The sequence below is a fragment of the Bartonella saheliensis genome, assembly GCF_902162175.1.
Map to the genome: position 1 here is coordinate 13597 of NZ_LR607204.1, position 24154 is coordinate 37750.

Consider the following 24154-nt stretch of genomic DNA (forward strand, 5'->3'; position numbering starts at 1 on the left):
TTTGAAGAAATAGAGCATGCACATACAACAGCAAATTTGTTCTTGTCGTATGTTGTCCTTGATAAGCAAAAAATATTTTTCATTAAAGAAAGTAAAGATAATGGCAATTTCTCCCATGAGTATTTTTCAATCTATTTTATCGCGAAAGTCAATTCGCGCTTTTACTGACCAGCCCGTTAGTTTGGAAACAATCCAAGAAATCTTAAAACTTGCAGCACGCGCACCATCTGGAACAAATATTCAGCCATGGCAAGTGATTGTGCTTACAGGAAGTATATTACAGAAAATAGGGCAAGATCTTTCACAGCTTGTACTTTCAGGTGTAAAAGGAGAGCGTGCATATCATTATTATCCACGTCAATGGCGTGAACCTTATCTTTCAAGGCGTCGAAAAGTTGGTTTGGACCTTTATCAGAGTCTTGGAATTCAAAAAGATGATGAAGAAAAAATGCTTCATCAAAAGGCGCGGAATTTTTTATTTTTCGATGCACCTGTAGGGCTTTTATTTACAATGGATCACGACATGGAAATGGGGAGTTGGCTTGATTTGGGTATGTTTATGCAGACTATTATGTTAGCAGCACGTGGATTTGGATTAGATACTTGCCCCCAAGCAGCTTTTGCTGATTATCATAAACAGATTCGTGCACTTTTATCGATCCCTTCTGATCGTCATATTATCTGTGGTATGGCACTTGGTTATCGCGATATGAATGCTCCCGAAAATAATTTCGAGACAGAACGAGAACCGTTAGAAAACTTTGTACGCTTCATTGAAGCGTATCCATAAAATATTTTGTGTAATTAATTATACGTTTTGAATGATTTGCGGCATTATAAGAAATATTTCCGGTAAGAATCTCACATTCTTATTAGATTCTAGTCTTGCATATTAATACTTATTTTACTACGTTTGGAAAGCTAGATGACTCTAGGAGTATTGTTCATTTTAAAGGTTGACTATGGAAAGCACTATAGAAAGAAAGTGTTGGGTGGTAGCAAGAAGAGCGACGTTTGTGTTTATTGCTGTTATTTTTTTAGTTTATCTCATAATTTGATTTTAGATAGGATAGACGTTATAAAAAGCGTATGCTCAAACCATATACAGTTTTGAGGTGATGCGTGTTTTTATCTGTTTTTGAACTTTTTAAAATTGGGATTGGTCCTTCTAGCTCACACACGATGGGCCCGATGGTGGCTGCCAATATGTTTTTGCAAAAGATTCGAGATTTTTCTCAATTATCCGATATTCAAGTTTCCCGTATACGAGTTTATCTCTACGGTTCTTTAGCTTTTACGGGTATTGGTCATGCGACAGATAGGGCTATTGTGTTAGGACTTTTAGGAGAAAAAGCTTCTACTGTTGATCCTAATAATATGGAATTTCTGTTAGAAAAAGTTATTCGTGAAAAAAAAGTGCAACCAGAAGACCATCCCGCTTATCAGTTTAATTTGCAAAGTGATCTTATTTTTGAACGAAAAGAAATCTTACCTGGACATACGAATGGACTTGCATTTGAGGGACTTGATACGGGTGGGAATATTCTGTTACGACAGATTTATTATTCTATCGGAGGTGGCTTTGTTGTGACTGAGGATGAATTAAGCCATATGAATGGTGAGACACAACCAGAAGCATTTGAGGTACCATATCCCTTTGATTCTGCTCGTACAATGCTATCAATGGCAGAAAGATCCGGACTTTCGATTGCTGAAATGAAGCGCTTAAATGAAGAAACAAAGATTGAACGTTCTTCTCTAGACGCAGGACTTGATGAAATTTTTTTAGCGATGACAAATTGCATTGATAGAGGTCTTTCACAAGAAGGTGAGCTACCTGGTGGACTACGTGTTCAAAGGCGTGCTAAAAAGCTACATAAAACGCTTTTGGAAAATCAAAAGAAGAATTTCAATTACCCACTTTGGGCAAATGATTGGCTTTCGGTATATGCTATGGCAGTCAATGAGGAAAATGCAGCCGGTGGTCGTGTTGTTACAGCTCCAACAAATGGGGCCGCTGGTGTTGTTCCTGCAGTTTTGCGTTACTATCTTCAGTTTAATGATAATTCAGATCAAGAGGGAATACATAATTTTCTATTGACGGCAGCAGCTATTGGTGGTGTTATCAAACATAATGCATCTATTTCTGGTGCAGAAGTTGGGTGTCAAGGTGAAGTTGGAACGGCATCTTCAATGGCCGCAGCGGGGTTGACCGCAGCATTAGGGGGAACGCCGGCTCAAATTGAAAATGCAGCGGAAATTGCGCTTGAGCATCATTTGGGAATGACGTGTGATCCGGTTGCGGGTCTTGTACAAGTTCCTTGTATTGAGCGTAATGCAATGGGAGCGGTTAAGGCAGTAACGGCTTCTTCTCTTGCATTATATGGTGATGGGAAACATTTTGTTTCTCTTGATGCTTGTATAGAAACAATGCGTCAAACGGGTTATGATATGAGTGAACACTATAAAGAAACAAGTAAAGGTGGTCTCGCAGTTAATGCGATATCTTGTTAAGAGCTGGGATATTTTTCAATCCATAACTGGACATGTTGGGGAAGGATCACATTTCTTACTTCCTAAGAAAGCTTATGTCTTTTGTGGCTTATAAATCAAAATTCAAATTTAATTTAGCAGTATGCTTAAGATAAATTTGAGGCGAGTTTGTGCTTTCTGAACGAGTAATAGCTTTTGCCGCAAGATTGGAAGGAAAGTATTGCTTATATCTGTTTGATTTTTCTTTGAAATGGAAAAAAAGTCTCATTAGAAAAAATAAAGAAGTGTTGAGTAAAATAAACGATCAATCTATCATTACTTTTTAGCTGGATTTTATAGTTTTTAAAAGTAGAGATCTTTTGGACAGCCGATATGGTAAAAAAACACCTTGAAAAGAAACTCTAATTTGCAATGATTAAAGGGGATCTTAGAAAATCTTATTCTCTAACTTTTATTTAAAATTTTGTACCGGAAAAAATTAAAATAAATAGTAGTATATATATTAAAAATATTTATCAAAATTGTTATGAAGAATAGAATGCAGATAATAGGACATTATCGTGTTGCTCATTCATAAATTTGTTTTAAACGAAGATTGCGATACCATTAAAGAACGCGATAAACAAAAGTGTGAGATAATGCATAATCTTCATTATTTAAAGGACACCGCTTTAGGTACTTTCATAAAGGTGTAAAGCTTAATTAAAAGAAGACAGCGAGGCTTGGGATTTAAAAATTCATATTTTTCTAAAATTAAGTTTTCTGTCTGTTTTAGAGCTTATACAAGCAGAAATATGCAATACTTTTTCTTCTATCTGGCATATAAAAGTTGCAACAGAAGAAAAAACATTAAATTACCTGAATATGTATATCAAACATGTGATTACTTTGGATTTGGATATTGATTTATAGGCAATAGAAAAAGCACAGCCTCTCTTAGGAAAACAACTCCATAAAACAGAAAATCTACTAGTAATAAATTGAAGAGAAAAGGCTGCTTTTTATAAAAAACTTTGCCTAACAACACATAACATATTTGATTTTGAGTATATTTATTTTTATAGGTATTCGTACACATTCATTGCATTATAGTTGTGATAATTAGATTGAAATTGATTTATGAATAATCCCTGTTGAAGGTGTAAAAGGTTGATGTGATGCTAAAGAAGAATTCCGTATATTTTTATCATTAGAAGCAATGAAAATAATTAAAAAGTCTGTTGCATCTCTAAAAGTAAATTAAATTTTTCATCTCATTGTCCTATTTCACTTGCTATTATATCAAGGCATATAAAAAATAAATTATCATTATAAATTAAAATCGTATAGAAATTGTACCATGATATTTAATCTGATAATTTCTTCTACATTTTTTATAGATAGTCTTTGTATTTTTAAATTTTGTTTATTGAAAGAAATAAAAGGACTTAGATTATTTTTTACAGCGTTTATGTTGTGAGAAAATCATTATTAAGAGAGATTTTCTTTATTGCACTTTTACAATAACCTTTAAAGAGTAATAAGCTTGCATCCCATGTATGGTTCATTTTTTTATCAGAAAGATATCAAGGACAATTTCTGCCACTAACTCAAAAAGCGGAAAAAATTCGGTATTCTTTGTGTCTTAAAAAAATAGTTTGATTGGAATCCTGAAGATATTAGATAATTTAAAAAGCCATCAACATAACGCCTAAAAATTAAGAAAGAAATATGTTTATCAAAGGACTTTTTAAGATTTTAGACAATGGTGCAAGAATAAAATAATTCTTTTGGAAAAGATTTGTAGAATTAAATATTTGTTGCTCCTAGACGGATTTTAATAGGTACATTACCAGTTTGACTCGCAACACGCAAATGAATGCGTACAGGAGGCATCATGAGACGACGATTGCGCATTGTTTGGCAAATGAGAAGATTAACAAGGGATTTTGTATCTAATGCAGTTGAATTATATTTTAAACCAGTAAGTTTTGCTGCAGCATCATGAAGGGAACGCAATGAAAGAAGGGATGATTGCTTCAATAATTTTTCTTTTTCATAAAATAAAGCAAAAGCATTATCTGTCATAATACTATCCTTAACGCAGAATTTAAAAACTTTTAGTAGGCTACAGTATAGCAGTTAAAATTTGCTTTCTTTAATGTAGAACAAGCATCAAATGCTGCTTTTTTTGATTGAAATCCTGTAAATCTGGCTCGGTAATAGCGCTGCCCATTTTTTTCAAACAGTTGCATATGTGAAGAGGCGTTCTTTAAAGTAGAAAAAGCTGTATCTTTTGCTTTTAAAAGAAGAGTATGTGCCTGTGCTTTACTAGGAAGAGAACCAATTTGGATAGCCCATCCGGCATTTGTGGATAAAGAGGCGTTAACAATTTTATGAGTCTCAACCGGTATAGCTTTTTGAGGGTTGGGTATTGGTACAATAACCCTATTTACAGCCGTTATTGCGACATTGGAGTTTTTAGGTTGTTCTGCAAATGCTGTCAACATAGTTGAAATTTCATCGTCAAAATCACTTGAATCAGTTTTAATGGTCGGTATAGGAGTCTTTGCGCCAGTGGGTAAGTGATAGCGTACAGAAGCTATTAAACGTTCCCCACTTTTCATTTGGCTTGCTTTGGGCAAATATTGATTTAATAAGCTGGCCATGTGCTCGTCACGTGCTGTAGATGATTTACCTCCCATAACAACAGCAACAATAGAGCGGCCCTCAAGACGCATCGAAGTTGCTAAATTAGAACCTGACATTTGTGTATACCCTGTTTTAATTCCATCGACACCTTTCATTATTTTAACGAGTTTATTGTGGCTGTTAATTGTATGTCCACGGAAATTAAAACTTTTTATTTTGAATAACTTATATTGTTTGGGAAAATGTTTACGAAGAGCTAATGACAAAGTGGCGATATCTCGTGCTGTAGAATAATTGTGTACATCTGGAAGCCCTGAAGCATTGGCAAAGTGTGTATGTTTCATGCCAAGTTTACGTGCTTTTGCGGTCATCATTCGAGCGAATTTTTTTTCACTTCCTCCAAGATATTCTGCAATGGCTGTAGCAACATCATTTGCTGATCTTGTAATGAGCGCTTTAGCGGCGGATTCTGCAGAAATTGTTTGGCCTGCTTTAAATCCAATTTTTGTTGGTGGGCGCATTGCAGCATAATGTGAAACAGGAATTGGGGTATTGGGTGTTACACGACCCATCTGCATAGCTTCAAACAGGAGGTACAATGTCATCATTTTTGTTAAAGAAGCAGGATAACGTTTCAGTGTTGCATTGGCTTGAAAGAGAGTTTTCCCGGTCGTTGCATCTATAACAATAGCGGCATACTTATCAGGATAGGCTCCTTGGGGTGTTGCTGATGCCCAATAGCAAGAAAAAGCTAATATAATAAAAGAAATTGCTATCTTTCTATAGCAGCGCATAATTTTTTGATCATTAATATACACTTGCAGTATCCTATTTCTCCATTTACTCTGAAAAACTTCTATAAAGCTTTCTTTTCTGTAACGTGTTGATGCAGTTTAGACGAATGATATTACTAATTTGTTTACAGTAGTTATTTTATGAGTGACTTAAATCTAACCATAGGAGGAAAGTCTTAATCTTATGCAAAAGAGCTATTGCAATAGTTTTGAAAGAACTTAAAATTAATGAGAAATTTGCTCTATGGAAAACAATAATGGAACAAACATTCATAATAAACTCTATATCTCATATTTTGCATAATGAAAAACTCCACATTATACATAATGAAAAAGGCAAGAATTGGGAGGAAGATAGGCATAGTGCGGTTATAATACCTAAGGCTAAGGTGAAACTGCAAAAACCTAAATTATATCGCGTTCTTTTATTGAATGATGATTACACACCTATGGATTTTGTTGTTTTCGTTTTGAAGAACTTTTTTAAAAAAAGTTTAGAAGAGGCAACGCGGATTATGTTAAATGTTCATCACAATGGGATAGGCGAATGCGGAACTTATACTTATGAAGTTGCTGAAATGAAAATCGTACAAGTGAGGGAGTGTGCACGTCAAAATGAACATCCGTTGCAATGCGTAATGGAATGGAAGTGAGGAGTTATGCCATCTTTTACACCTAGTCTTGAAGAAGTTTTGCATCGTGCATTAACAATTGCTACTCAAGCGCGACATGAATATGCAACATTAGAACATCTTCTTCTTGCGCTGTTAGATGATGCTGATGCAAATTCCGTTATTCAGGCATGCCAAGTAGATGTGGAGGAATTGCGCGAACGCTTAACCAACTATCTTCGCTCAGAATTAGATGAACAGATTAGAGCTGGTGAGGATACAAAACCTACAGCTTTTTTCCAGCGTGTTATCCAACGTGCGGTGATACATGCTCAATCTGCTGGAAAAGATGAAGTATCAGGGGCAAATGTTCTTGTTGCAATTTTTTCTGAACGTGAAAGTCATGCAGCCTATTTTCTCCAAGAGATGGGAATGACACGCTATGATGCTGTACGTTTTATTTCACATGGTATTACGCGTGATGATGGATTATCCATGTTACTTGAAGGACTTGAAGAGCAATTAGATCAGCAGATTTCAGACAATGGTGAAAGAGTAACGAGTACTTTAACGGGTTATTGTATTGATCTCAATTGTAAAGCGCGGAATGGGAAAATTGATTTATTAATTGGCCGCGAAAAAGAAATTTCACGCATGATTCAAATTTTATGTCGAAGATCAAAAAATAATCCGCTTTTGGTTGGTGATCCTGGAGTAGGGAAAACCGCTATCATTGAGGGATTAGCAAAGCGTATTGTTGATGGGCAAGTGCCTGAAGTTTTATCAAATGTAACGATATTTTCTCTTGATATGGGTGGACTTGTTGCTGGTACACGTTATCGCGGTGATTTTGAAGAACGATTAAAGCAAGTTATTAAAGAGTTTGAGCTTTATCCAGATGCTATTTTATTTATTGATGAAATTCATACCTTAATTGGAGCAGGGGCAACATTAGGGGGAAATATGGATGCAGCAAATCTTTTAAAACCTGCATTATCTTCTGGCACTATGCGATGTATTGGCTCAACAACTTACAGAGAATATCGAAAATTCTTTGAACAGGATCGTGCTTTAGAGCGCCGCTTCCAGAAGATTGATATTAATGAACCTTCTGTTCCTGATGCAATCAAGATTTTGCAGGGGATGAAGCCTTACTTTGAAGACTTTCATCAGATCAAATATACAGATCAGGCAATGAAGGCATCCGTAGAATTATCTTCACGCTATATAGTTGATCGCAGATTACCTGATAAAGCAATTGATATTATTGATGAAAGTGGAGCAGCGCAAAAGCTGTTGCCACGAAAACAGCGCAAAAAGACTATCGGTGTTAAAGAAATTGAAGCGACTATTGCTACAATTGCGAGGATTCCTCCAAAAACAGTTTCGCGGAATGATCAGAAGATATTGAGTAAGCTTGAAAGAGAACTCAAGCATGTTGTTTATGGGCAAGATCAGGCGATTTCCGTCTTAGTTTCATCTATAAAATTGGCGCGAGCAGGTTTACGCGAACCAGATAAACCAATAGGAAGTTATTTATTTTCAGGACCAACAGGGGTTGGAAAAACTGAAGTTGCAAAACAGCTTGCATCATCTTTAGGCATTGAACTCTTACGTTTTGATATGTCTGAATATATGGAACGCCATACGGTAGCGCGCTTAATCGGTGCTCCTCCAGGCTACATAGGCTTTGATCAAGGAGGGCTCCTTACAGATGCAGTTGATCAGAAGCCTCACGCCGTCCTATTGCTCGATGAAATTGAGAAAGCCCATCCAGAGTTATTTAATATATTATTGCAGGTCATGGATTATGGTCGATTAACAGACCATAACGGCAAGAAAATTGATTTTCGCAATATTATTTTGATTATGACAACCAATGCGGGTGCTTCAGATATGGCAAAATCAGCGATTGGATTTGGAAAAGTCCGCCGTGATGGTGAAGATATAGAAGCAATTAATCGGTTATTTACACCAGAATTTCGTAATCGGTTGGATGCAATTATTCCGTTTGCACCTTTATCGCACTTAACGATCAATCAGATCGTGCAAAAATTTATTTTTCAGCTTGAAGGACAATTGGCTGATCGGGGGATCTGTTTTGAATTAAGCCCTTCTGCAACTTTATGGCTTTCTAATAAAGGATATGATTCTCAGATGGGAGCACGCCCATTAGGACGTATCATACAAGAATACATTAAAAAGCCATTAGCAGATGAAATTTTATTTGGAAAATTACGCAATGGCGGCATTGTTCGTGTATCGACACAAAAATCAAATGGCGAAAAAGAAAGATTACAGCTAAAAATTTCCTCTTCCGATCTGTCTGTTGGCTCAAAAAAAAGTAAAATAAAAGATTTTACAAAAAAGCATGTAGGAAAGAAAAGCACAGCATCTTAAAAATATATTACAAGAGAGGCTATTATAGGGCCGCACGAATTTTTTTGGCATTCTCTTCAAGTATTTCTGTAGGCGTTATCTCTTCATTATGAGGGGTAAGTTCTATTCCTTCCATACGTGGTATAATATGGAAATGGAGATGATAAACGGTTTGTTGACTAGCGGCTTCATTAAATTGCATGATTGTTATGCCATCGGCTTGAAAGGCTTTTTTGACGGCATTAGCGATTTTTTGAACTGCTTTAATAACAGGAAATAATGTTTCAGTATCGGCATCAAGTAAATTCCTAGAGCCTTTTTTAGGAATAACCAGTGTATGACCTGGCGCTTGTGGCATGATATCCATGAATCCAATAACATCATCATCTTCGTAAACGCGAACAGAAGGGATTTCATTACGAATTAATTTAGCAAAAATATTGTTATTATCATAAGCTTGTTTCATAAAAATATTTCCTTTTATTGTAAGGATGGAATTTTAATGTCAAAACGGAAAAGTGCAAGGTTTATCAGAGTATAAGACAAAAAAACATTTTGACTTCAGTGATCTTTAAGGAACGCACTGCCTTTGAATAAAGATTTAGATTTCTATGATGGCTTCAACTTCTACAGGAACATCCATAGGGAGAGAAGCAACACCAATAGCAGAACGGGCGTGTTTCCCAATTTCACCAAGAATATTGACAAATAAATCAGAAGCTCCATTGGCGACAAAAGGGATATCGGTAAAATGAGAATCGACAGCCACAAAAACAGTAATTTTTACCACGCGTTTTATTTTATTGAGATCACCCAGAGTTGCTTTGAGTTGAGCAAGAATATTGAGAGCACAAGCTTCAGATGCTCGTTTGGCTTGCTCAGTATTCACAGCTGTACCAACTTTACCGATGGCTATAGGTTTTCCATTTATAAGAGGGAGCTGTCCAGAAATAAAGAGTTGATTGCCACTTTGTGAAGTTGTGATGTAATTAGCAAGGGGTTGCGTTGCTGCAGGAAGAGTGATACCGAACTTTTCTAAGTTTTTTTCAATCACATTGGTCATAATTTAAACTCCATAGCTATTCTATAAACAGATCATTGCATAACCTATTTTTTGATTGAAGGAAATGTGTGGTTAATTAAGAAATTAGCCTTTTTTGCCTTATTGTATAGTGTTATGCAACGAGAATAAAGTTTGGAAGTTAGGAATGATTAGAGCATTATTTATAATAATCTTATATATTGTTTTTTTCTGTACTGCGAAAGCTGAGGAGCCTATTTTTATTGTGCCTCATCGAGCAATTTATGATTTTCAGCTCGATAATGTTTCTCATGAAATGACAATTTCTGGGATGTCAGGGCGAATGGTTTACGAGCTTACTGGTTCCTCATGCCAAGGCTATAGCACACGTTTTCGTTTCATTAGCCGTCTTCATGTTGAAGATATGCCGGTCCGTTTAACAGATCAACAGACGACGAGTTATGAAACAGGAGATAGCCGTATGTTTCGTTTTAATGTTATCGATCAAGAAGGGGAAGAGATTGCGCATCGTTCTGAAGGGGTTGCGGAGCGAACGGGAGATGGTATTAACGTTACCTTAAAAAAGCCAAAGGAAAAAGAGTACAAGCTTGCAATGGCTGAATTCCCAATAATGCAACTAAAGAATATTATTCGCCATGCAAAAGCGGGGGATCATTTTTATAATGTTACTGTCTTTGATGGGACAAATAAAGCAGATAAAGTTATAAAAGAAAGTATCGTCATCGGAGAAAAGAAAGCACTTTTATCTGATAACGAGACGGAAAAAATGAAAAAATTGGATGAAGAAGAATATTGGCCTGTTACAATCTCTTATTTTGATGATGGTGAAAATAAAGATGGTTTGCCGGTTTATCAGAGCAGTTTTCTTTTACATGAGAATGGTATTATGCGTGATCTTCATATAGATTATGGAACTTTTTCAGTGCGTGCAAAATTGAACAGTCTTGAATTCCTTGAACTTGGAAAAGATCTTGATCAATGCGAAAATGCAAATATTAAATGATTGAAGAAAATGACTTGAAAAAGAATCAAATATTAGTATGTTTGCACTATTCCACACGCGGAGTTTGGGTGTTTGTAGATAATCTGTGAGGAAAGTCTAGCAAGCATCCGCCGGTAGTAGGTTTTCCTACTTTTTCCGCGGAGGTTGAACCGGAAAGGATAAGATTTATGGCACTACCCGATTTTACAATGCACCAGCTTTTAGAAGCAGGTGTGCATTTTGGTCACCAGACTCATCGCTGGAATCCCAAGATGACCCCCTATATTTATGGTCAGCGTAATAATATTCATATTATTGATCTTTCTCAGACCGTTCCGCTTTTGCACCAAGCGCTTAAACTTGTTTCAGACACTGTTGCGCGGGGTGGTCGTATTCTCTTTGTTGGTACGAAACGGCAGGCATCTGAAATTATCGCTGATGCAGCAAATCGTTCTGCCCAATATTATGTTAATGCACGTTGGCTTGGCGGTATGCTGACAAATTGGAAAACAATTTCCAATTCGATACATCGTTTGCGAAAGCTTGATAAAATTCTTGCTGCTGAAGCACAAGGCTTTACTAAAAAGGAACGTTTAAATCTTGAACGTGATCGTGAAAAGCTTAATCGTGCACTTGGTGGTATTAAAGATATGGGTTCTGTCCCAGACCTTATCTTTGTTATCGATACAAATAAAGAAAATATTGCACTCCAAGAAGCAAAACGTTTAAACATTCCAGTAATTGCTATTATTGATACCAATTGTGATCCTGATGATGTAACATATCCAATACCAGGGAATGATGATGCTTCACGTGCGATTTCTCTTTATTGCGATCTTTTTGCACGTGCTGCTCTTGATGGTATTGCACGCCAGCAAGGTGCCATGGGTATCGATTTAGGAGCTCAAGTTGATGCACCAGTGGAGCCTATCTTGGAAGAAAGTGCGGTTTCAGCAGTTTCTGAGTAATATAAAACGCCTAATTAAGGTACTTTTATTATCTAGAGGAAAAGTTATAGGCGTGCAGAGGAAATTTGCACGCTTTCACTGTTACAGAATGAAGAGGCAAATATGAGCGTTACTGCTGCACAAGTAAAAGAACTTCGAGAATTATCTGGCGCCGGAATGATGGACTGTAAAGCAGCGTTGGCAGAGAACAATGGTGATATGGATGCTGCTGTTGATTGGCTTCGTAAAAAAGGAATAGCGAAAGCAGATAAAAAGGCTGGTCGTACAGCCGCTGAGGGATTAATTGGAGTCGTATCAAAAGATTCACATGCAGTTTTGGTTGAGATTAATTCTGAAACAGACTTTGTTGCACGCAATGATGGATTCCAAGACATTGTGCGCAAAGTAGCAACTGCGGCTTTGGATACGCCGGGTGATGTTGAATCTGTTTCTGTTTCTCTTTACCCAGGCTCTGAGAAGACTGTAGAGCTTGCAATTAAAGATGCAATTGGTACAATCGGCGAAAATATGACGTTTCGTCGTTCTGCTAAATTGTCTGTTGAGAATGGTGTTGTTGCGACTTATATACACAATAGTGTGGCAGATGGGCTTGGAAAACTTGGTGTTTTGGTTGCAATTGAAACAACGGGAAATAAAGAAGCAGCTCTTGCTGTTGGTCGTCAGGTTGCAATGCATATTGCGGCAACCAATCCATTAGCACTTACAGCACAAGATGTTGATGCTGGCGCTATTGAGCGTGAAAAAGCAATTTTTTCAGATCAAGCACGTCAGTCTGGAAAACCTGAAAATATCATTGAAAAAATGGTGGAGGGACGTATGCGTAAGTTTTTTGAAGAGGTTGTCTTACTTTCTCAAGCTTTTGTTATGAATCCTGATATGACTGTTGAGGCTGCTTTAAAGGACGCTGAGAAATCAATTGGTGCTCCAGCAAAAATCACAGGCTTTGTTCGTTTTGCACTTGGTGAAGGTGTAGAAAAAGAGGAGTCTGATTTTGCTGCAGAGGTTGCGGCAGCAGCAAAAGGCTAGTTATTGCAAACTTTTGATAAGAGATTTAAAATCATCATTGTTTTTAGAATCTTTGCTGGAAACGATGTAGTTGCTGTGAGGGCGTCACGTGAAAAAGTGGTGCCCTTCGTGGTGTCAAAAGCAAAAAGACAATGTGCTTTTGGGAGATTATGAATGGCATTAGCACTTCCGTATAAACGTATTCTTTTAAAGGCTTCTGGTGAGGCTCTTATGGGGGGGCAGAGCTTTGGCATTGATGTTTCTGTTGTCGACCGTATTGCCGCTGATATTGCAGAAGTGCGTGCAATGGGTATAGAAGTTGCGGTTGTTATCGGTGGGGGAAATATTTTTCGTGGTGTTGCTGTTGCTTCGCGTGGTGGGGATCGCGTAACAGGTGATCATATGGGAATGCTTGCAACGGCTATTAATTCTTTAGCATTGCGAACATCATTGACAAAATTAGGGGTTGAAACTGTTGTCCTCTCTGCGATTGCGATGCCACAAATTTGTGAAAGTTTTTCACAACGTAAAGCAATAGCTTATATGAATCAGGGAAAAGTCGTTATTTTCGCGGGCGGTACGGGAAATCCATTTTTTACCACTGATTCTGCTGCGACTTTACGTGCAGCAGAAATTGGTGCAGATGTTCTTCTTAAAGGAACACAAGTCGATGGTATTTATTCAGCAGATCCCAAAATAGACCCTACAGCGAAGCGTTTTGACCAATTAACACATGTTGAAATTTTGCAATGGGGGTTATCGGTTATGGATTCAACGGCGGTCACTTTAGCCCGTGAGAACAATGTACCGATTATTGTGTATTCCATTCATGAAAAAGGCGGTTTAGCGAAGGTCTTGAATGGAACAGGGCGCTTTACAATGGTATCGGAATAAGGCTAAGCTTCAAAAGACAATTGAAGGAGACAGAAATATGAATGTTGCATCAATTATGGATGATCTGAAACGTCGCATGGATGGCGCTATTACGGCTTTTAAACATGAGTTGGGTGGCTTACGGACGGGACGGGCATCGGCGAGTTTATTAGAACCGTTGACCGTTGAATCTTATGGTTCTGTTGTACACATTAATCAGGTTGCTAATATTTCTGTTCCCGAACCGCGGATGCTTTCTGTTTCTGTATGGGATAAAACGATGGTAGGAGCTGTCGAGCGTGCTATTCGCGATTCTGGTCTTGGTTTAAATCCCATAACTGATGGCACGAATTTACGTATTCCTTTGCCTGAATTGAATGAAGAGCGTCGTAAAGAACTTGTAAAAATTGCGCATCATTATGCGGAGCAAGCGCGTGTTGCAACACGTCATGTTCGTCGTGATGGTATGGATAATTTGAAAAAGTTAGAAAAAGATGGTGAAATTGGACAAGATGAAGCCCATAGTTTATCCGAAAAAGTTCAAAAACTCACAGATGAAACCATTGCTGATATTGATAAAATTTTAGCCGTGAAAGAATCCGAGATTATGCACGTTTAAGACTTTTTTTGCTAGAAAAATACTTTATTCTCAGCCTGTAAATTATTGTTATGGATAAGAGCAGGGGGCATATGCCTTGTGATAGCAAGGTGTGATACAAAAAAGATATTTTATTGCCTTAATAGGGAAAAGATTAATTTTAAAGGGTTTATACTTTTATTCTTTAATCTGTAAGTAAAGTCTTCTCTTTACTGAAGGCGTTATGAACCGCACAATGAGAAACATTATGAGGGATAACTCAAATATTCTAAGATAGGTTTAAGGTAATATAGCACAAAAAATAATGCCTTACTCCTACCATCTATTATAAAATATGCGCGCAGGATGATGAGACAAGCGAATGTTATGGGGTGTAATTCGTTTTTTAATGATGAAGAGTTAATAGAGGGGCCTTTTTATATGAAACACACCTCTAAATTAATTTATGCAGGGCGTAGATAACCACTTGTCTCATTTTATGTTTAAGAAAATCTTTGAGAATTTATTTTAGATTAATCTAGATAAGGAAGATTTTTGATCTGTTTTCATTGATTATTCGTCGTATAAGCGCTATCTTGGTAGATTAAATCATTTATGGTAAATTATAAGAGAGATTTGCACAAGTATGAAATAAAAATACTGGGTAGGGAAGTTTTTCTTGCATCAATTTTAGAGGTTGTATTTTCTATTTTTATTGTTTGGATGTTGTCTTGTCTAATTTGGTTTATCGTGTTCTAACGGCTTTTGTATTTGGCGTTATTGCTTTGTATATAACATGGTTGGGAGGGACCACTTTTTTTCTGTTTGCATGGTGTATTGGCGGTTTTATTCTTTATGAGTGGATGAATATTACTCAAGAGAAGTGGTGTGTTTTACAAAAAATATTAGCGGGTATTTTTTATTTTCTCTTTGGCTCTTTTTTAGTGTTGAATATATCTGCTTCAGTAATTTTTTGTGTTTTAATCGTGTTGGCTGCAATATTGGCTATTATATCTATAAAAAACAGTGGTTGGGTTTTTTGTGGTTTTTTATATGCATCTTTTCCTGTTGTGGCTTTATGCTTTTTACGGGATCATGAGGTGTTGGGATTCCAAGTCGTTATTTTCTTATTTACGATAGTATGGGGAACCGATATTGGTGGATATTTTATCGGACGTGCATTAGGGGGGCCTAAATTAGCACCACAATTTTCTCCTAATAAAACATGGTCAGGAGCACTTGGTGGTACATTTGTCGGTGTTTTCGGTGGTATATGGGTTGCTTTTGGATTTTTTGATATAAATTTAGCAAGTTTTTTTGTGCCACTCCTTACACTTGTTTTATCAGTTGTTTCACAATTGAGTGATTTAGGACAATCATGGCTTAAAAGACGATTTTCTGTTAAAGACTCCGGTTCTTTATTGCCTGGACATGGTGGTTTTATGGATCGTATGGATGGATTGGTAGGAGCAACTTGTCTTCTTTATTTAATTGGTTCATTGATGTCTGATATGAATGCACCTTTTAATCTTTTTAGTATGATTTAATGGGGAGAAAATATTTTGGGACTTTTAAATCATATGGTCACTATGGGTGATCTTCTTTTAAGAAGTTTGAGTATTCTTTTCATCATTATGCTTATCATTTTTGTGCATGAACTTGGGCATTATCTCATTGGTCGGTGGTGTGGTATTAAGGCATTAGTTTTTTCCCTTGGATTTGGACCACAAATAGCCAGTTATATAGATAAGCATGGTACGAAATGGCGTTTAGCACTTATTCCTTTAGGGGGGTATGTAAAGTTTGTTGGGGAGGAGGATAAAAACGAGACGCCATTATCTCCGATTGTTGATGGTTCGTTTGCCAGTGCGCATGCTTGGAAAAAAGCAGCAACTGTTTTTGCTGGTCCCTTTTTCAATGCTCTTTTTACTATTGTTATTCTAACGTTTCTTTTCCTTATTTATGGTCGTGTCGCCATTGAACCTGTTGTTGGTTCTTTGGTAAAAGATAGCCCTGCTATTCAGTCCGGTTTGGAATTAGGGGACCGTTTTGTTGAAATGGATGGTCGACGGGTTGAAAGTTTTGAAGATTTGATGAATTATATAGCTTTTCATGGAAAAGAACCGATAGAGTTTAAAATAGAACGCATGGGGCGCGTGTTTACAACGGTCATTACTCCAAAAGTCATTGAGCGAGATGATGGATTTGGGAATCAAACACAAAGTGCTATGATTGGTGTAGGTGTTCCTGTTGATTTAAGTAATCCTGCACGTTTAGATCCAACTTATATAAAACATATTCGCTATAGTTTTGTAACAGCTATAGGAGAAGCTTTAAATCGTACTGTGTTTATTGCTACTCAAACTGTTCTTTTTATGAGTCGTTTAATCGGAGGCAAAGAAGATCATTGTCGACTAAGTGGGCCTTCTAAAACCGTAAAAATTGCTTGGAAAGTGAGCGAGACAGGTTTTATCTCTTTATTGAATTTGGCCGCTTTTCTTTCAATAAGCGTTGGGCTTATTAACCTTTTTCCGATTCTACCGCTTGATGGTGGGCATCTTTTATTTCATGTCATTGAGGTCATTACTGGGAGAAAAACCTCCACTAAAATTCAGGGAATTTTTTTTCGTTTAGGTTTTTCCCTTCTTCTTCTATTTATGATTTTTGTCTTCTTTAATGATTATTTTTGTTGGTTTAGCTAATTAAATTATGGAAAACACTTTGTAAATTGGGTAATAATAGCAAAAACAAATTGAAGGTTGTTTACCATGTCTGCAAAATATTGTGGCGTTGTACGTTATAATGAGTAATTAAGGGATGAAAAGTCTCGCTGTAAAAAGGTTGTTATGGCAGTTAGCTTTTTAAGGCATCGTGTCCAAGGAACAAGAGTAAGGTGAAAAAAGCCAATGACTACGAATTCAAAGTTTTTAAATGCAGCATCTATTTTGGTGTTAAAGATGGGGATGATTGCCCCAGCAACGGTTTTTATGTCAATTGCTGCGGTTGGAGAAATACAAGCATCTGTAGTCCGTTCTATTGAGGTTCGTGGGAATAAGTTTGTAAGTTCTCAGGCGATTCGAGACAATATGGGTATTAAGGCTGGACAAGGGATTTCCAGTGGTGATGTTGATCATGCTGTGAAGAATCTTTTCGAATTAGGTTTATTTTATGATGTTAAAATAAATCAAGTAGGTGATAAATTGGTTGTATTCGTAAAAGAATATGAGGTTGTCAATCAAATATTATTTCAGGGAAATAAATCTTTTAAAGATCCAGATCTTAAACGGTTTATTTCTTTAAAGCCAAATGAACCTTTTAATTCTGCTAAACTGTCTTCTGATATCAATACAATTCGTGAAGCTTATAAAACGCTAGGTCGTAATAATATCACTGTTAACGTTCAAACGATTAACCTTGGAAAAGGGCGTGTTAATGTAGTGTTTAATGTTGTTGAAGGACAAAAAACAAAGATTAGAGATATCACTTTTAAGGGAAATACTGTCTTCGCAAGCCGCCGGTTGCGTGATGTGATTTCAACAAAATCTTCAGGAATTTTTTCAAAGTTGTTAGGAGGCGATGTTTACAGTGAAGAGCGCCTCGCTGCTGATGAAGAAGCTTTACGGCGCTTTTATTATAATCGTGGTTATGCAGATTTTCGTGTTGTCTCTTCTAAAGCGACTTTTGATGCTGCAAGCAATGCGTATAAAATTTCTTTCGTTCTTGATGAAGGGCCGCGCTATAAAATTAGTGATATTCAGGTTGAAAGTGATGTTGATGGAATTGACGTTCAATCTGTGAAAGGCAAGCTTAAAACTCAGCCAGGTAATATTTATAGTGCAGAAGATATTGAACAGTCTGTTGCTATTATTAATAATAAGGTTGCTGATTCAGGATATGCTTTTGCTAAAGTTGAACCACGGGGAAACCGTAATTTAGCAAATCATACGATTTCAATTTTATATAATATTGAACAAGGTACACGTGCATATATTCAGCGTATTGATATACGTGGCAATGAGAAAACGCGTGATTATGTCATTCGTCGTGAGCTTGATTTAAACGAAGGAGATGCTTACAATCAAACTTTATTACAGCGGGCAAAACGTCGTCTAGAAAGTTTAGGTTTTTTCAAAGCCGTTAATATTTCAATGGTTCCCACTGAACAATCTGACCAGGTTGTTTTGGTGATAGATGTCGTTGAAGCTTCAACAGGGGATCTCTCTCTTTCTGGAGGTTATACAACGGGGGGAACAAGCCCTGGTATGTCGCTTGAAGTTTCTGTTACTGAGCGTAATCTTGGAGGACGTGGTCAGTATGTTCGTTTAGGGTTAGGAGCGGGGCAAGAAAAATCCCGTAATTATAATTTATCATTTGTTGATCCTTATTTCTTAGGGTACCGCTTATCGGCTGGCGTTGATGTTTTTCGCAGCACTTATCGTGCTGATAAAGCCTATGATGTAAGGCAGACAGGGGGATCACTACGGTTTTCGTTGCCTATTAATAATCAATTATCTGCGAATGTTGCTTATTCTTATGTGCAAGAAGAATATGATTTTGGTGGAGAGTATGATTTCAACAAAGAGAGTGATATAATAGAATTATATGGGAAATATTCTGGTGCGATTGTTCAAGCAGCTAAGCAAAGTCCTTGGAAACGTTCATCGATTAGTTATGGTTTAACCTATAATACGATTGACGATATGAGGAACCCTCATGATGGATGGTATGTGCATCTTCTTCAGGAATATGCAGGACTTGGCGGGAGTGCAAAGTTTTTGAAGACCACGGGTAAGGCGATGATGTACAAGACTCTTTCTGATCAGAGAGATATTGTTGGTTTACTTTCCTTTGGCGGCGGTTATATCCACGAAATCGGCAAAGAAGGTGTTCGTATTTTTGATATGTTTAAAGCGAATACTGATATGATCCGAGGATTTAAATACAATGGAATAGGTCCTCGTCAGGTTTCCAGTAAGGGTGAAGTTTATTTCTTAGGGGGAACGACATATATGAATGCGACTGCTGAAGTACAGTTTCCTATTCCTGTTGTGCCGGAAGGATTTGGATTGCGCGGTGCTTTATTTGCCGATGTTGCTACGCTCTATGGCAATAATTATAAAGCCGTTTTTAAGGGTGAACCGCCTGTTACCCATACTAAAAGTGCTTGGCGCTCATCTGCAGGTGTGAGTTTGATGTGGGAATCTCCGTTCGGTCCTTTGCGTTTTGATTATGCTTGGCCGATAACAAAGCAGGAGGGTGATCGTTTGCAGCAATTGAATTTTGGTATTTCTACGAAGTTCTGATTTGAGTTGTTTTAAGAAGGAAAAACTTGAAGAGAATAATTTAAGCTGGGAGAGAAAGTTTTTTGATGGCGGATACATTTTTTTTTACGCCGTCCCGGCAATTGACAGTTGCAAATGTTGCTGAGTTGACGGGTGCAAAGCTTCTTAATCCAGAGTTTTCTCATAAAGTTATTAATACTCTTTCTTCGCTTGAGAGTGCTGTGGAAGGTTCTCTTGTTTTTGTGGAGCATCGGAAATTTTCTGATGCTCTAAGAGATAGTTCTGCTGTTGCCGTTTTTTGTACGAATGATATTGTTTTTAAAGTTCCTGATACGATGGCAATTTTGGTGACATCCACACCGCAGCGTGATTTTGCTCAGGTTGGTCGTGTTTTGTTTCCTGATTCTGTCAAGCCAATGCCTTGGTTAGGACAAAAAGGGATTTCACCACATGCGCATATTCATCCAACGGTTAAGTTTGCCGATAATGTGTGTATTGAAGCGGGAGCTATTATCGGTAGAAATGTTGAGATTGGTGCAGGAACTCTCATTTCATCCACAGCTGTTATTGGTGAAAATTGCCGTATTGGATGTGACTGCTATATTGCTCCTAAAGTAACTGTTCAATGTTCCTTAATAGGGGATAGGGTTCAGCTTTATCCTGGTGTTTCTATTGGGCAAGATGGGTTTGGTTATGTTGGAGGAAAAGCTGGAATCGAGAAAATTCCACAACTTGGTCGCGTTATTATTGAGGATGGTGTGGAAATTGGTGCAAATACTACGGTTGATCGAGGAACATTTCAAGATACTGTTATTGGAGAAGGAAGTAAGATTGATAATCTTGTACAAATTGCCCACAATGTAAAAATTGGTCGTTATTGCCTTATTGCCGCTCAATGTGGAATTGCGGGGAGTACATCGATAGGGGATATGTCTCAGCTTGGCGGAGGGGTTGGAGTAGCGGATCATATCGAAATAGGTAAATGTGTTCAGATTGCTGCTCGTAGTGGCGTTATGAATGACATTCCGGATGGTGAAAAATGGGGAGGAAGCCCAGCACGACCATTTAAACAATGGTTTCGTGAAGTAGCGACGTTGCGCAGTATGGGAAAGGTTAAAAAGGAGAAAAGCTGAGATGATCAGCACTGAAAGAACGAGAGATTTAGAGGCTGTTGATATTGAAAAACTGCTCTCAATATTACCACATCGTTATCCATTTTTATTAATCGATCGTATCGTTGATATTGATGGTGAGCAAGAAGCGATTGGTATTAAAAATATAACGATTAACGAGCCGCATTTCACGGGACATTTTCCTGCAAAGCCTGTTATGCCTGGAGTTTTGATTTTAGAAGCTATGGCACAAACAGCCGGAGCAATAGCACTTTTAAATTTAGGCAACAAGCAAACAAGTTTAGTTTACCTTATGACGGTTGATAATGCAAAATTTCGTAAACCTGTTATGCCTGGTGATCAACTTAAAATTCATGTTCAGCTTTTAAAAAAGAGATCTGGTATGAGGCGTTTTTCATGTGTTGCAAAAGTAGAAGATGTCCGCGTCGCTGAAGCAGAAATTGCTGCGATGATTGTTGAAGAAGAATAAACGATATTTGATGGGAAATTAAAAATGTCCGGTACGAAAATCCATCCAACTGCTCTTGTGGAGAAGGGAGCGCAGCTTGGTGAGAATGTACGCGTTGGACCATTTTGCCATATTAGTTCAGAGGCTGTTATTGGTGATGAATGTAGTTTGACAAGTCATGTTGTAATAATGGGAAAGACAACGTTAGGAGCCAAGAGTAAAGTATTTTCTCATGCAGTTTTGGGGGAAGAGCCGCAAAATAATAAACATAAAGGGGGAGCTACGACCCTTTCTATCGGGAAGAATTGTACGATTCGTGAGGGCGTCACAATGCATAGAGGCTCAGATTCGAGCGCGGGAATGACAGTTGTTGGTGATAATTGTCAATTTTTTTGTTATGCGCATATTGCTCATGATTGTCGTGTGGGCAATCATGTAACATTTGCTAATAATGCGATGATTGCTGGTCATGTTACTGTTGGTGATTATGTGATTATCGGTGGTGGTGCTGCTGTTCACCAATTTGTTCGTGTTGGGCATCATGCATTTATTGGCGGTGTATCTGCACTAGTGGGTGATCTGATTCCTTATGGAACAGCTGTTGGTGTGCAGGCAAAACTTGCCGGGCTCAATATTATTGGCATGAAGCGTGCAGGGCTTGAGCGCCAAGATATTCACGCACTCCGTCATGCGGTTGCGATGCTTTTTGATCATAGCAAGCCCTTTAAAGAGCGTGTTAATGATGTTGCTTCTTTCTATTCTTCTTCTCAGTCGGTTGCCGACGTTGTTAATTTTATTAAGGAAGAAGGAAAGCGTTTTTATTGTACACCAAAATTTGAAGGTGATAGAATAAAAGAACATAAGGATTAAAAATGCCTATTTTGGGTGCCAGAAATTTTCTTTCCGGCCGTACTGCTATTATAGCAGGAAGTGGTGTTCTACCGATTACTGTTGCGCAGGCTCTTGAGAAGAATGGAGAGAATCCTTTTCTTGTGCTTTTGCATGGTGAGGCAGATTCTGTTCTTTATCGCTATGAGCACTGCGAGTTATCAATTGTAGAGTTAGCGCGACTCGTTAAAATCTTAAAAGAAGCTGGAGTTTATAATATTGTTTTAGCAGGTGGTGTGAAAAAACGACCACTCCTTACACAATTGCGATTGGACTGGACAACATTTTTAGCTCTTCCTAAGTTAATTGGGGCTTTGAGGAGGGGGGACGATGCGTTATTAAAAGCCTTTATACAGGTTATTGAAGCACACGGTTTTTCTGTTATTGGTGCCCACGAGATAGTTCCAGATCTTTTAGCTCCTATAGAATTTAATTTAACAGTACGGCGTGCCACACAGAAAGAAAAGAAAGATATTTTTTTAGCAGCACAAGCAGCAAAGCTTTTAGGTCAATTGGATATAGGTCAAGCCGTTGTCGTTGTTCAAGGAAGGGTGGTTGCTCTGGAGGGCGCTGAGGGAACTGATAATATGTTGTGGCGTGTTTTTGAAATGCGAGAAAGAGGGCAAATTCCCCCTAAAGGTGGTGTTCTTGTAAAATGTGCAAAGCCACAACAGGATAATCGCGTTGATTTGCCATCAATTGGGCCTGCAACAATAATGAATATTGCAAAGAGTGGTCTATCTGGTATTGCGGTGGAGGCAAATAGAAGTCTTATATTATCGGTGAAAACAACAATAGAAAAAGCTAACAAATATTCTCTATTTATAGAAACTTTTGAAAAGTTTGATCATGAATGATTGTTTCTTAAAAGTTGCTGTGGTGGCAGGTGAGGAATCTGGTGATTTGCTCGGAGCGGATTTAATTTCTTGTTTATCACAACAAATAGGAGGCAACATTCATTTGATAGGTGTTGGGGGACAGCATTTAAAGGCATTAGGTTTAAAAAGCTTTTTTGATTCTCATGATATTGCTTTAATAGGTTTAAAGGAGGTATTGAAAAAATTACCGTTGCTGCTGCTGCATATTCGCAATTTATCTAAATTTATCGCACAAGAGCAACCTGATTGCTTAATTATCATTGATAGTCCTGATTTCACGCATCGTGTTGCAAAAAAAGTACGTGCTTTAGCACCTTCTATTCCGATTATTAAATATATTGCACCAACCGTTTGGGCATGGAGGCCAGAGCGTGCAAAAGCTATGCGGGGATTTGTTGATCATGTTTTAGCGGTTTTTCCTTTTGAAGAAAAGGTTATGCAGGATTTGGGAGGTCCTGCTACCACCTATGTTGGACATCGTCTTTTGACATATCCTCCTCTTTTGAGAGTTCAGTCAGAAAAAAAACGCCAAGGTGAACAAAGAAATTTGTGTGGTCAACAAACATCATCGCCTACATTGGTTATTTTGCCAGGATCACGCAATTTAGAGATTCGTTCTTTAATGCCTATTTTTCAAGAAACAGTGGAGATTCTCGTAAAACGTATTCCTCATTTACAGATTATTTTACCAACTTTGCTCCATTTGGTGGATAAAATCCGTGACTTTGTACAGGGCTGGAAAAGCAAAGTAGAAATTGTTGTAGGTGAGGATGAAAAATGGCATGCTTTTGCACGAGCAGATGTTGCTCTTGCGGCCCATGGAACAGTTTCTCTTGAATTAGCTTTAGCAAAAATTCCTACGGCTCTTTGCTATAAACTTGATCATTTTTCTAAATTATTTATTTTTCCTAAAATGATGTTATGGAGTGCTGCTCTTCCAAATATTATTGCTGATAAGCCTATTATTCCAGAATATTTGAATGAATTGATCCGTCCTGGCATGCTAGCAAGACAGATAGAACAACTTTTATCTAATCCTTTATTACGTCAGGCTCAACTCGATGCTTTTGAGGAGGTGGAACAGAAAATGAAAACTGAAATCCCATCAGGGATTGTGGGCGCGCAAAAAATTATCACTCTTTTAAAAAGCAAGGGTAAAATTATATAAAT

The 24154-nt window shown here is 37.6% G+C and carries 21 protein-coding genes; 17 read left to right on the forward strand and 4 right to left on the reverse strand.

What is annotated here, in order from left to right; all coding sequences use genetic code 11:
* Positions 1–100 precede the first annotated feature (100 nt).
* Together FS875_RS04720 and FS875_RS04725 are read left to right on the forward strand one after the other, a co-directional pair.
* Complete coding sequence (locus FS875_RS04720) at positions 101–790, forward strand: nitroreductase (RefSeq protein WP_144753733.1); 690 nt, start codon at positions 101–103, stop codon at positions 788–790.
* Between the two features lie 332 nt (positions 791–1122).
* On the forward strand, positions 1123–2514 hold the full coding sequence (locus tag FS875_RS04725) for an L-serine ammonia-lyase (protein WP_144753737.1): 1392 nt from the start codon (positions 1123–1125) through the stop codon (positions 2512–2514).
* A gap of 1767 nt (positions 2515–4281) precedes the next feature.
* Here the strand turns inward: FS875_RS04725 and FS875_RS04735 are convergent.
* Both FS875_RS04735 and FS875_RS04740 read right to left on the reverse strand, forming a co-directional pair.
* Positions 4282–4560: a hypothetical protein gene (locus tag FS875_RS04735; protein WP_144753740.1), complete on the reverse strand. Its 279-nt coding sequence runs from the start codon at positions 4558–4560 to the stop codon at positions 4282–4284.
* 32 nt (positions 4561–4592) lie between these two features.
* Complete coding sequence (locus FS875_RS04740; protein WP_144753743.1) at positions 4593–5942, reverse strand: D-alanyl-D-alanine carboxypeptidase; 1350 nt, start codon at positions 5940–5942, stop codon at positions 4593–4595.
* 233 nt (positions 5943–6175) lie between these two features.
* On the opposite strand from FS875_RS04740, the gene clpS reads away from it, so the two are divergent.
* A complete protein-coding gene (gene clpS, locus FS875_RS04745; RefSeq protein ID WP_144753746.1) occupies positions 6176–6571 on the forward strand; it encodes an ATP-dependent Clp protease adapter ClpS in 396 nt (131 codons plus the stop codon).
* A 6-nt stretch (positions 6572–6577) separates the two neighbouring features.
* A complete protein-coding gene (gene clpA, locus FS875_RS04750) occupies positions 6578–8929 on the forward strand; it encodes an ATP-dependent Clp protease ATP-binding subunit ClpA (protein ID WP_144753749.1) in 2352 nt (783 codons plus the stop codon).
* A gap of 22 nt (positions 8930–8951) precedes the next feature.
* Here clpA and FS875_RS04755 read toward each other — a convergent pair whose 3' ends face one another.
* Positions 8952–9374 (reverse strand): HIT family protein, encoded by a 423-nt coding sequence (locus tag FS875_RS04755; RefSeq protein WP_144753752.1) that lies wholly within the window; start codon positions 9372–9374, stop codon positions 8952–8954.
* Between the two features lie 135 nt (positions 9375–9509).
* Positions 9510–9971 carry a RidA family protein gene (locus tag FS875_RS04760; RefSeq protein ID WP_144753755.1) on the reverse strand — a complete coding sequence of 154 codons (462 nt, stop codon included), beginning with the start codon at positions 9969–9971 and terminating at the stop codon, positions 9510–9512.
* 145 nt (positions 9972–10116) lie between these two features.
* Between FS875_RS04760 and FS875_RS04765 the strand changes: the two genes are divergently transcribed.
* From FS875_RS04765 to lpxB, 13 genes are all read left to right on the forward strand, one after another.
* Positions 10117–10953, forward strand: a complete 837-nt coding sequence (locus tag FS875_RS04765; protein ID WP_144753757.1) for a cell envelope integrity EipB family protein — start codon at positions 10117–10119, stop codon at positions 10951–10953.
* Between the two features lie 167 nt (positions 10954–11120).
* Positions 11121–11900: a 30S ribosomal protein S2 gene (rpsB, locus tag FS875_RS04770; RefSeq protein ID WP_144753760.1), complete on the forward strand. Its 780-nt coding sequence runs from the start codon at positions 11121–11123 to the stop codon at positions 11898–11900.
* 102 nt (positions 11901–12002) lie between these two features.
* Positions 12003–12926, forward strand: a complete 924-nt coding sequence (tsf, locus tag FS875_RS04775; protein ID WP_144753763.1) for a translation elongation factor Ts — start codon at positions 12003–12005, stop codon at positions 12924–12926.
* 153 nt (positions 12927–13079) lie between these two features.
* Positions 13080–13799 (forward strand): UMP kinase, encoded by a 720-nt coding sequence (gene pyrH / locus FS875_RS04780; protein WP_144753766.1) that lies wholly within the window; start codon positions 13080–13082, stop codon positions 13797–13799.
* A gap of 37 nt (positions 13800–13836) precedes the next feature.
* The gene (gene frr / locus FS875_RS04785) at positions 13837–14397 is read left to right on the forward strand and encodes a ribosome recycling factor (RefSeq protein ID WP_139413154.1); all 561 of its coding nucleotides are present in this window, start codon (positions 13837–13839) and stop codon (positions 14395–14397) included.
* A 689-nt stretch (positions 14398–15086) separates the two neighbouring features.
* A complete protein-coding gene (locus FS875_RS04790; protein ID WP_144753769.1) occupies positions 15087–15902 on the forward strand; it encodes a phosphatidate cytidylyltransferase in 816 nt (271 codons plus the stop codon).
* Between the two features lie 15 nt (positions 15903–15917).
* Positions 15918–17057: a M50 family metallopeptidase gene (locus FS875_RS04795; RefSeq protein WP_144753772.1), complete on the forward strand. Its 1140-nt coding sequence runs from the start codon at positions 15918–15920 to the stop codon at positions 17055–17057.
* A gap of 204 nt (positions 17058–17261) precedes the next feature.
* Positions 17262–19658, forward strand: coding sequence for an outer membrane protein assembly factor BamA (gene bamA, locus FS875_RS04800; protein ID WP_144753775.1), 2397 nt, complete (start codon positions 17262–17264; stop codon positions 19656–19658).
* A 65-nt stretch (positions 19659–19723) separates the two neighbouring features.
* Positions 19724–20770: a UDP-3-O-(3-hydroxymyristoyl)glucosamine N-acyltransferase gene (gene lpxD, locus FS875_RS04805; protein WP_144753778.1), complete on the forward strand. Its 1047-nt coding sequence runs from the start codon at positions 19724–19726 to the stop codon at positions 20768–20770.
* 1 nt (position 20771) lies between these two features.
* Positions 20772–21239, forward strand: coding sequence for a 3-hydroxyacyl-ACP dehydratase FabZ (fabZ, locus tag FS875_RS04810; protein WP_144753781.1), 468 nt, complete (start codon positions 20772–20774; stop codon positions 21237–21239).
* 24 nt (positions 21240–21263) lie between these two features.
* On the forward strand, positions 21264–22088 hold the full coding sequence (gene lpxA, locus FS875_RS04815; RefSeq protein WP_144753784.1) for an acyl-ACP--UDP-N-acetylglucosamine O-acyltransferase: 825 nt from the start codon (positions 21264–21266) through the stop codon (positions 22086–22088).
* Positions 22089–22090: 2 nt separating this feature from the next.
* On the forward strand, positions 22091–22963 hold the full coding sequence (locus tag FS875_RS04820; RefSeq protein ID WP_144753787.1) for an LpxI family protein: 873 nt from the start codon (positions 22091–22093) through the stop codon (positions 22961–22963).
* Positions 22956–24152 (forward strand): lipid-A-disaccharide synthase, encoded by a 1197-nt coding sequence (gene lpxB / locus FS875_RS04825; protein ID WP_144753790.1) that lies wholly within the window; start codon positions 22956–22958, stop codon positions 24150–24152. Before FS875_RS04820 ends, lpxB begins: the two co-directional genes overlap by 8 nt.
* The last annotated feature ends 2 nt before the right edge of the window (positions 24153–24154 follow it).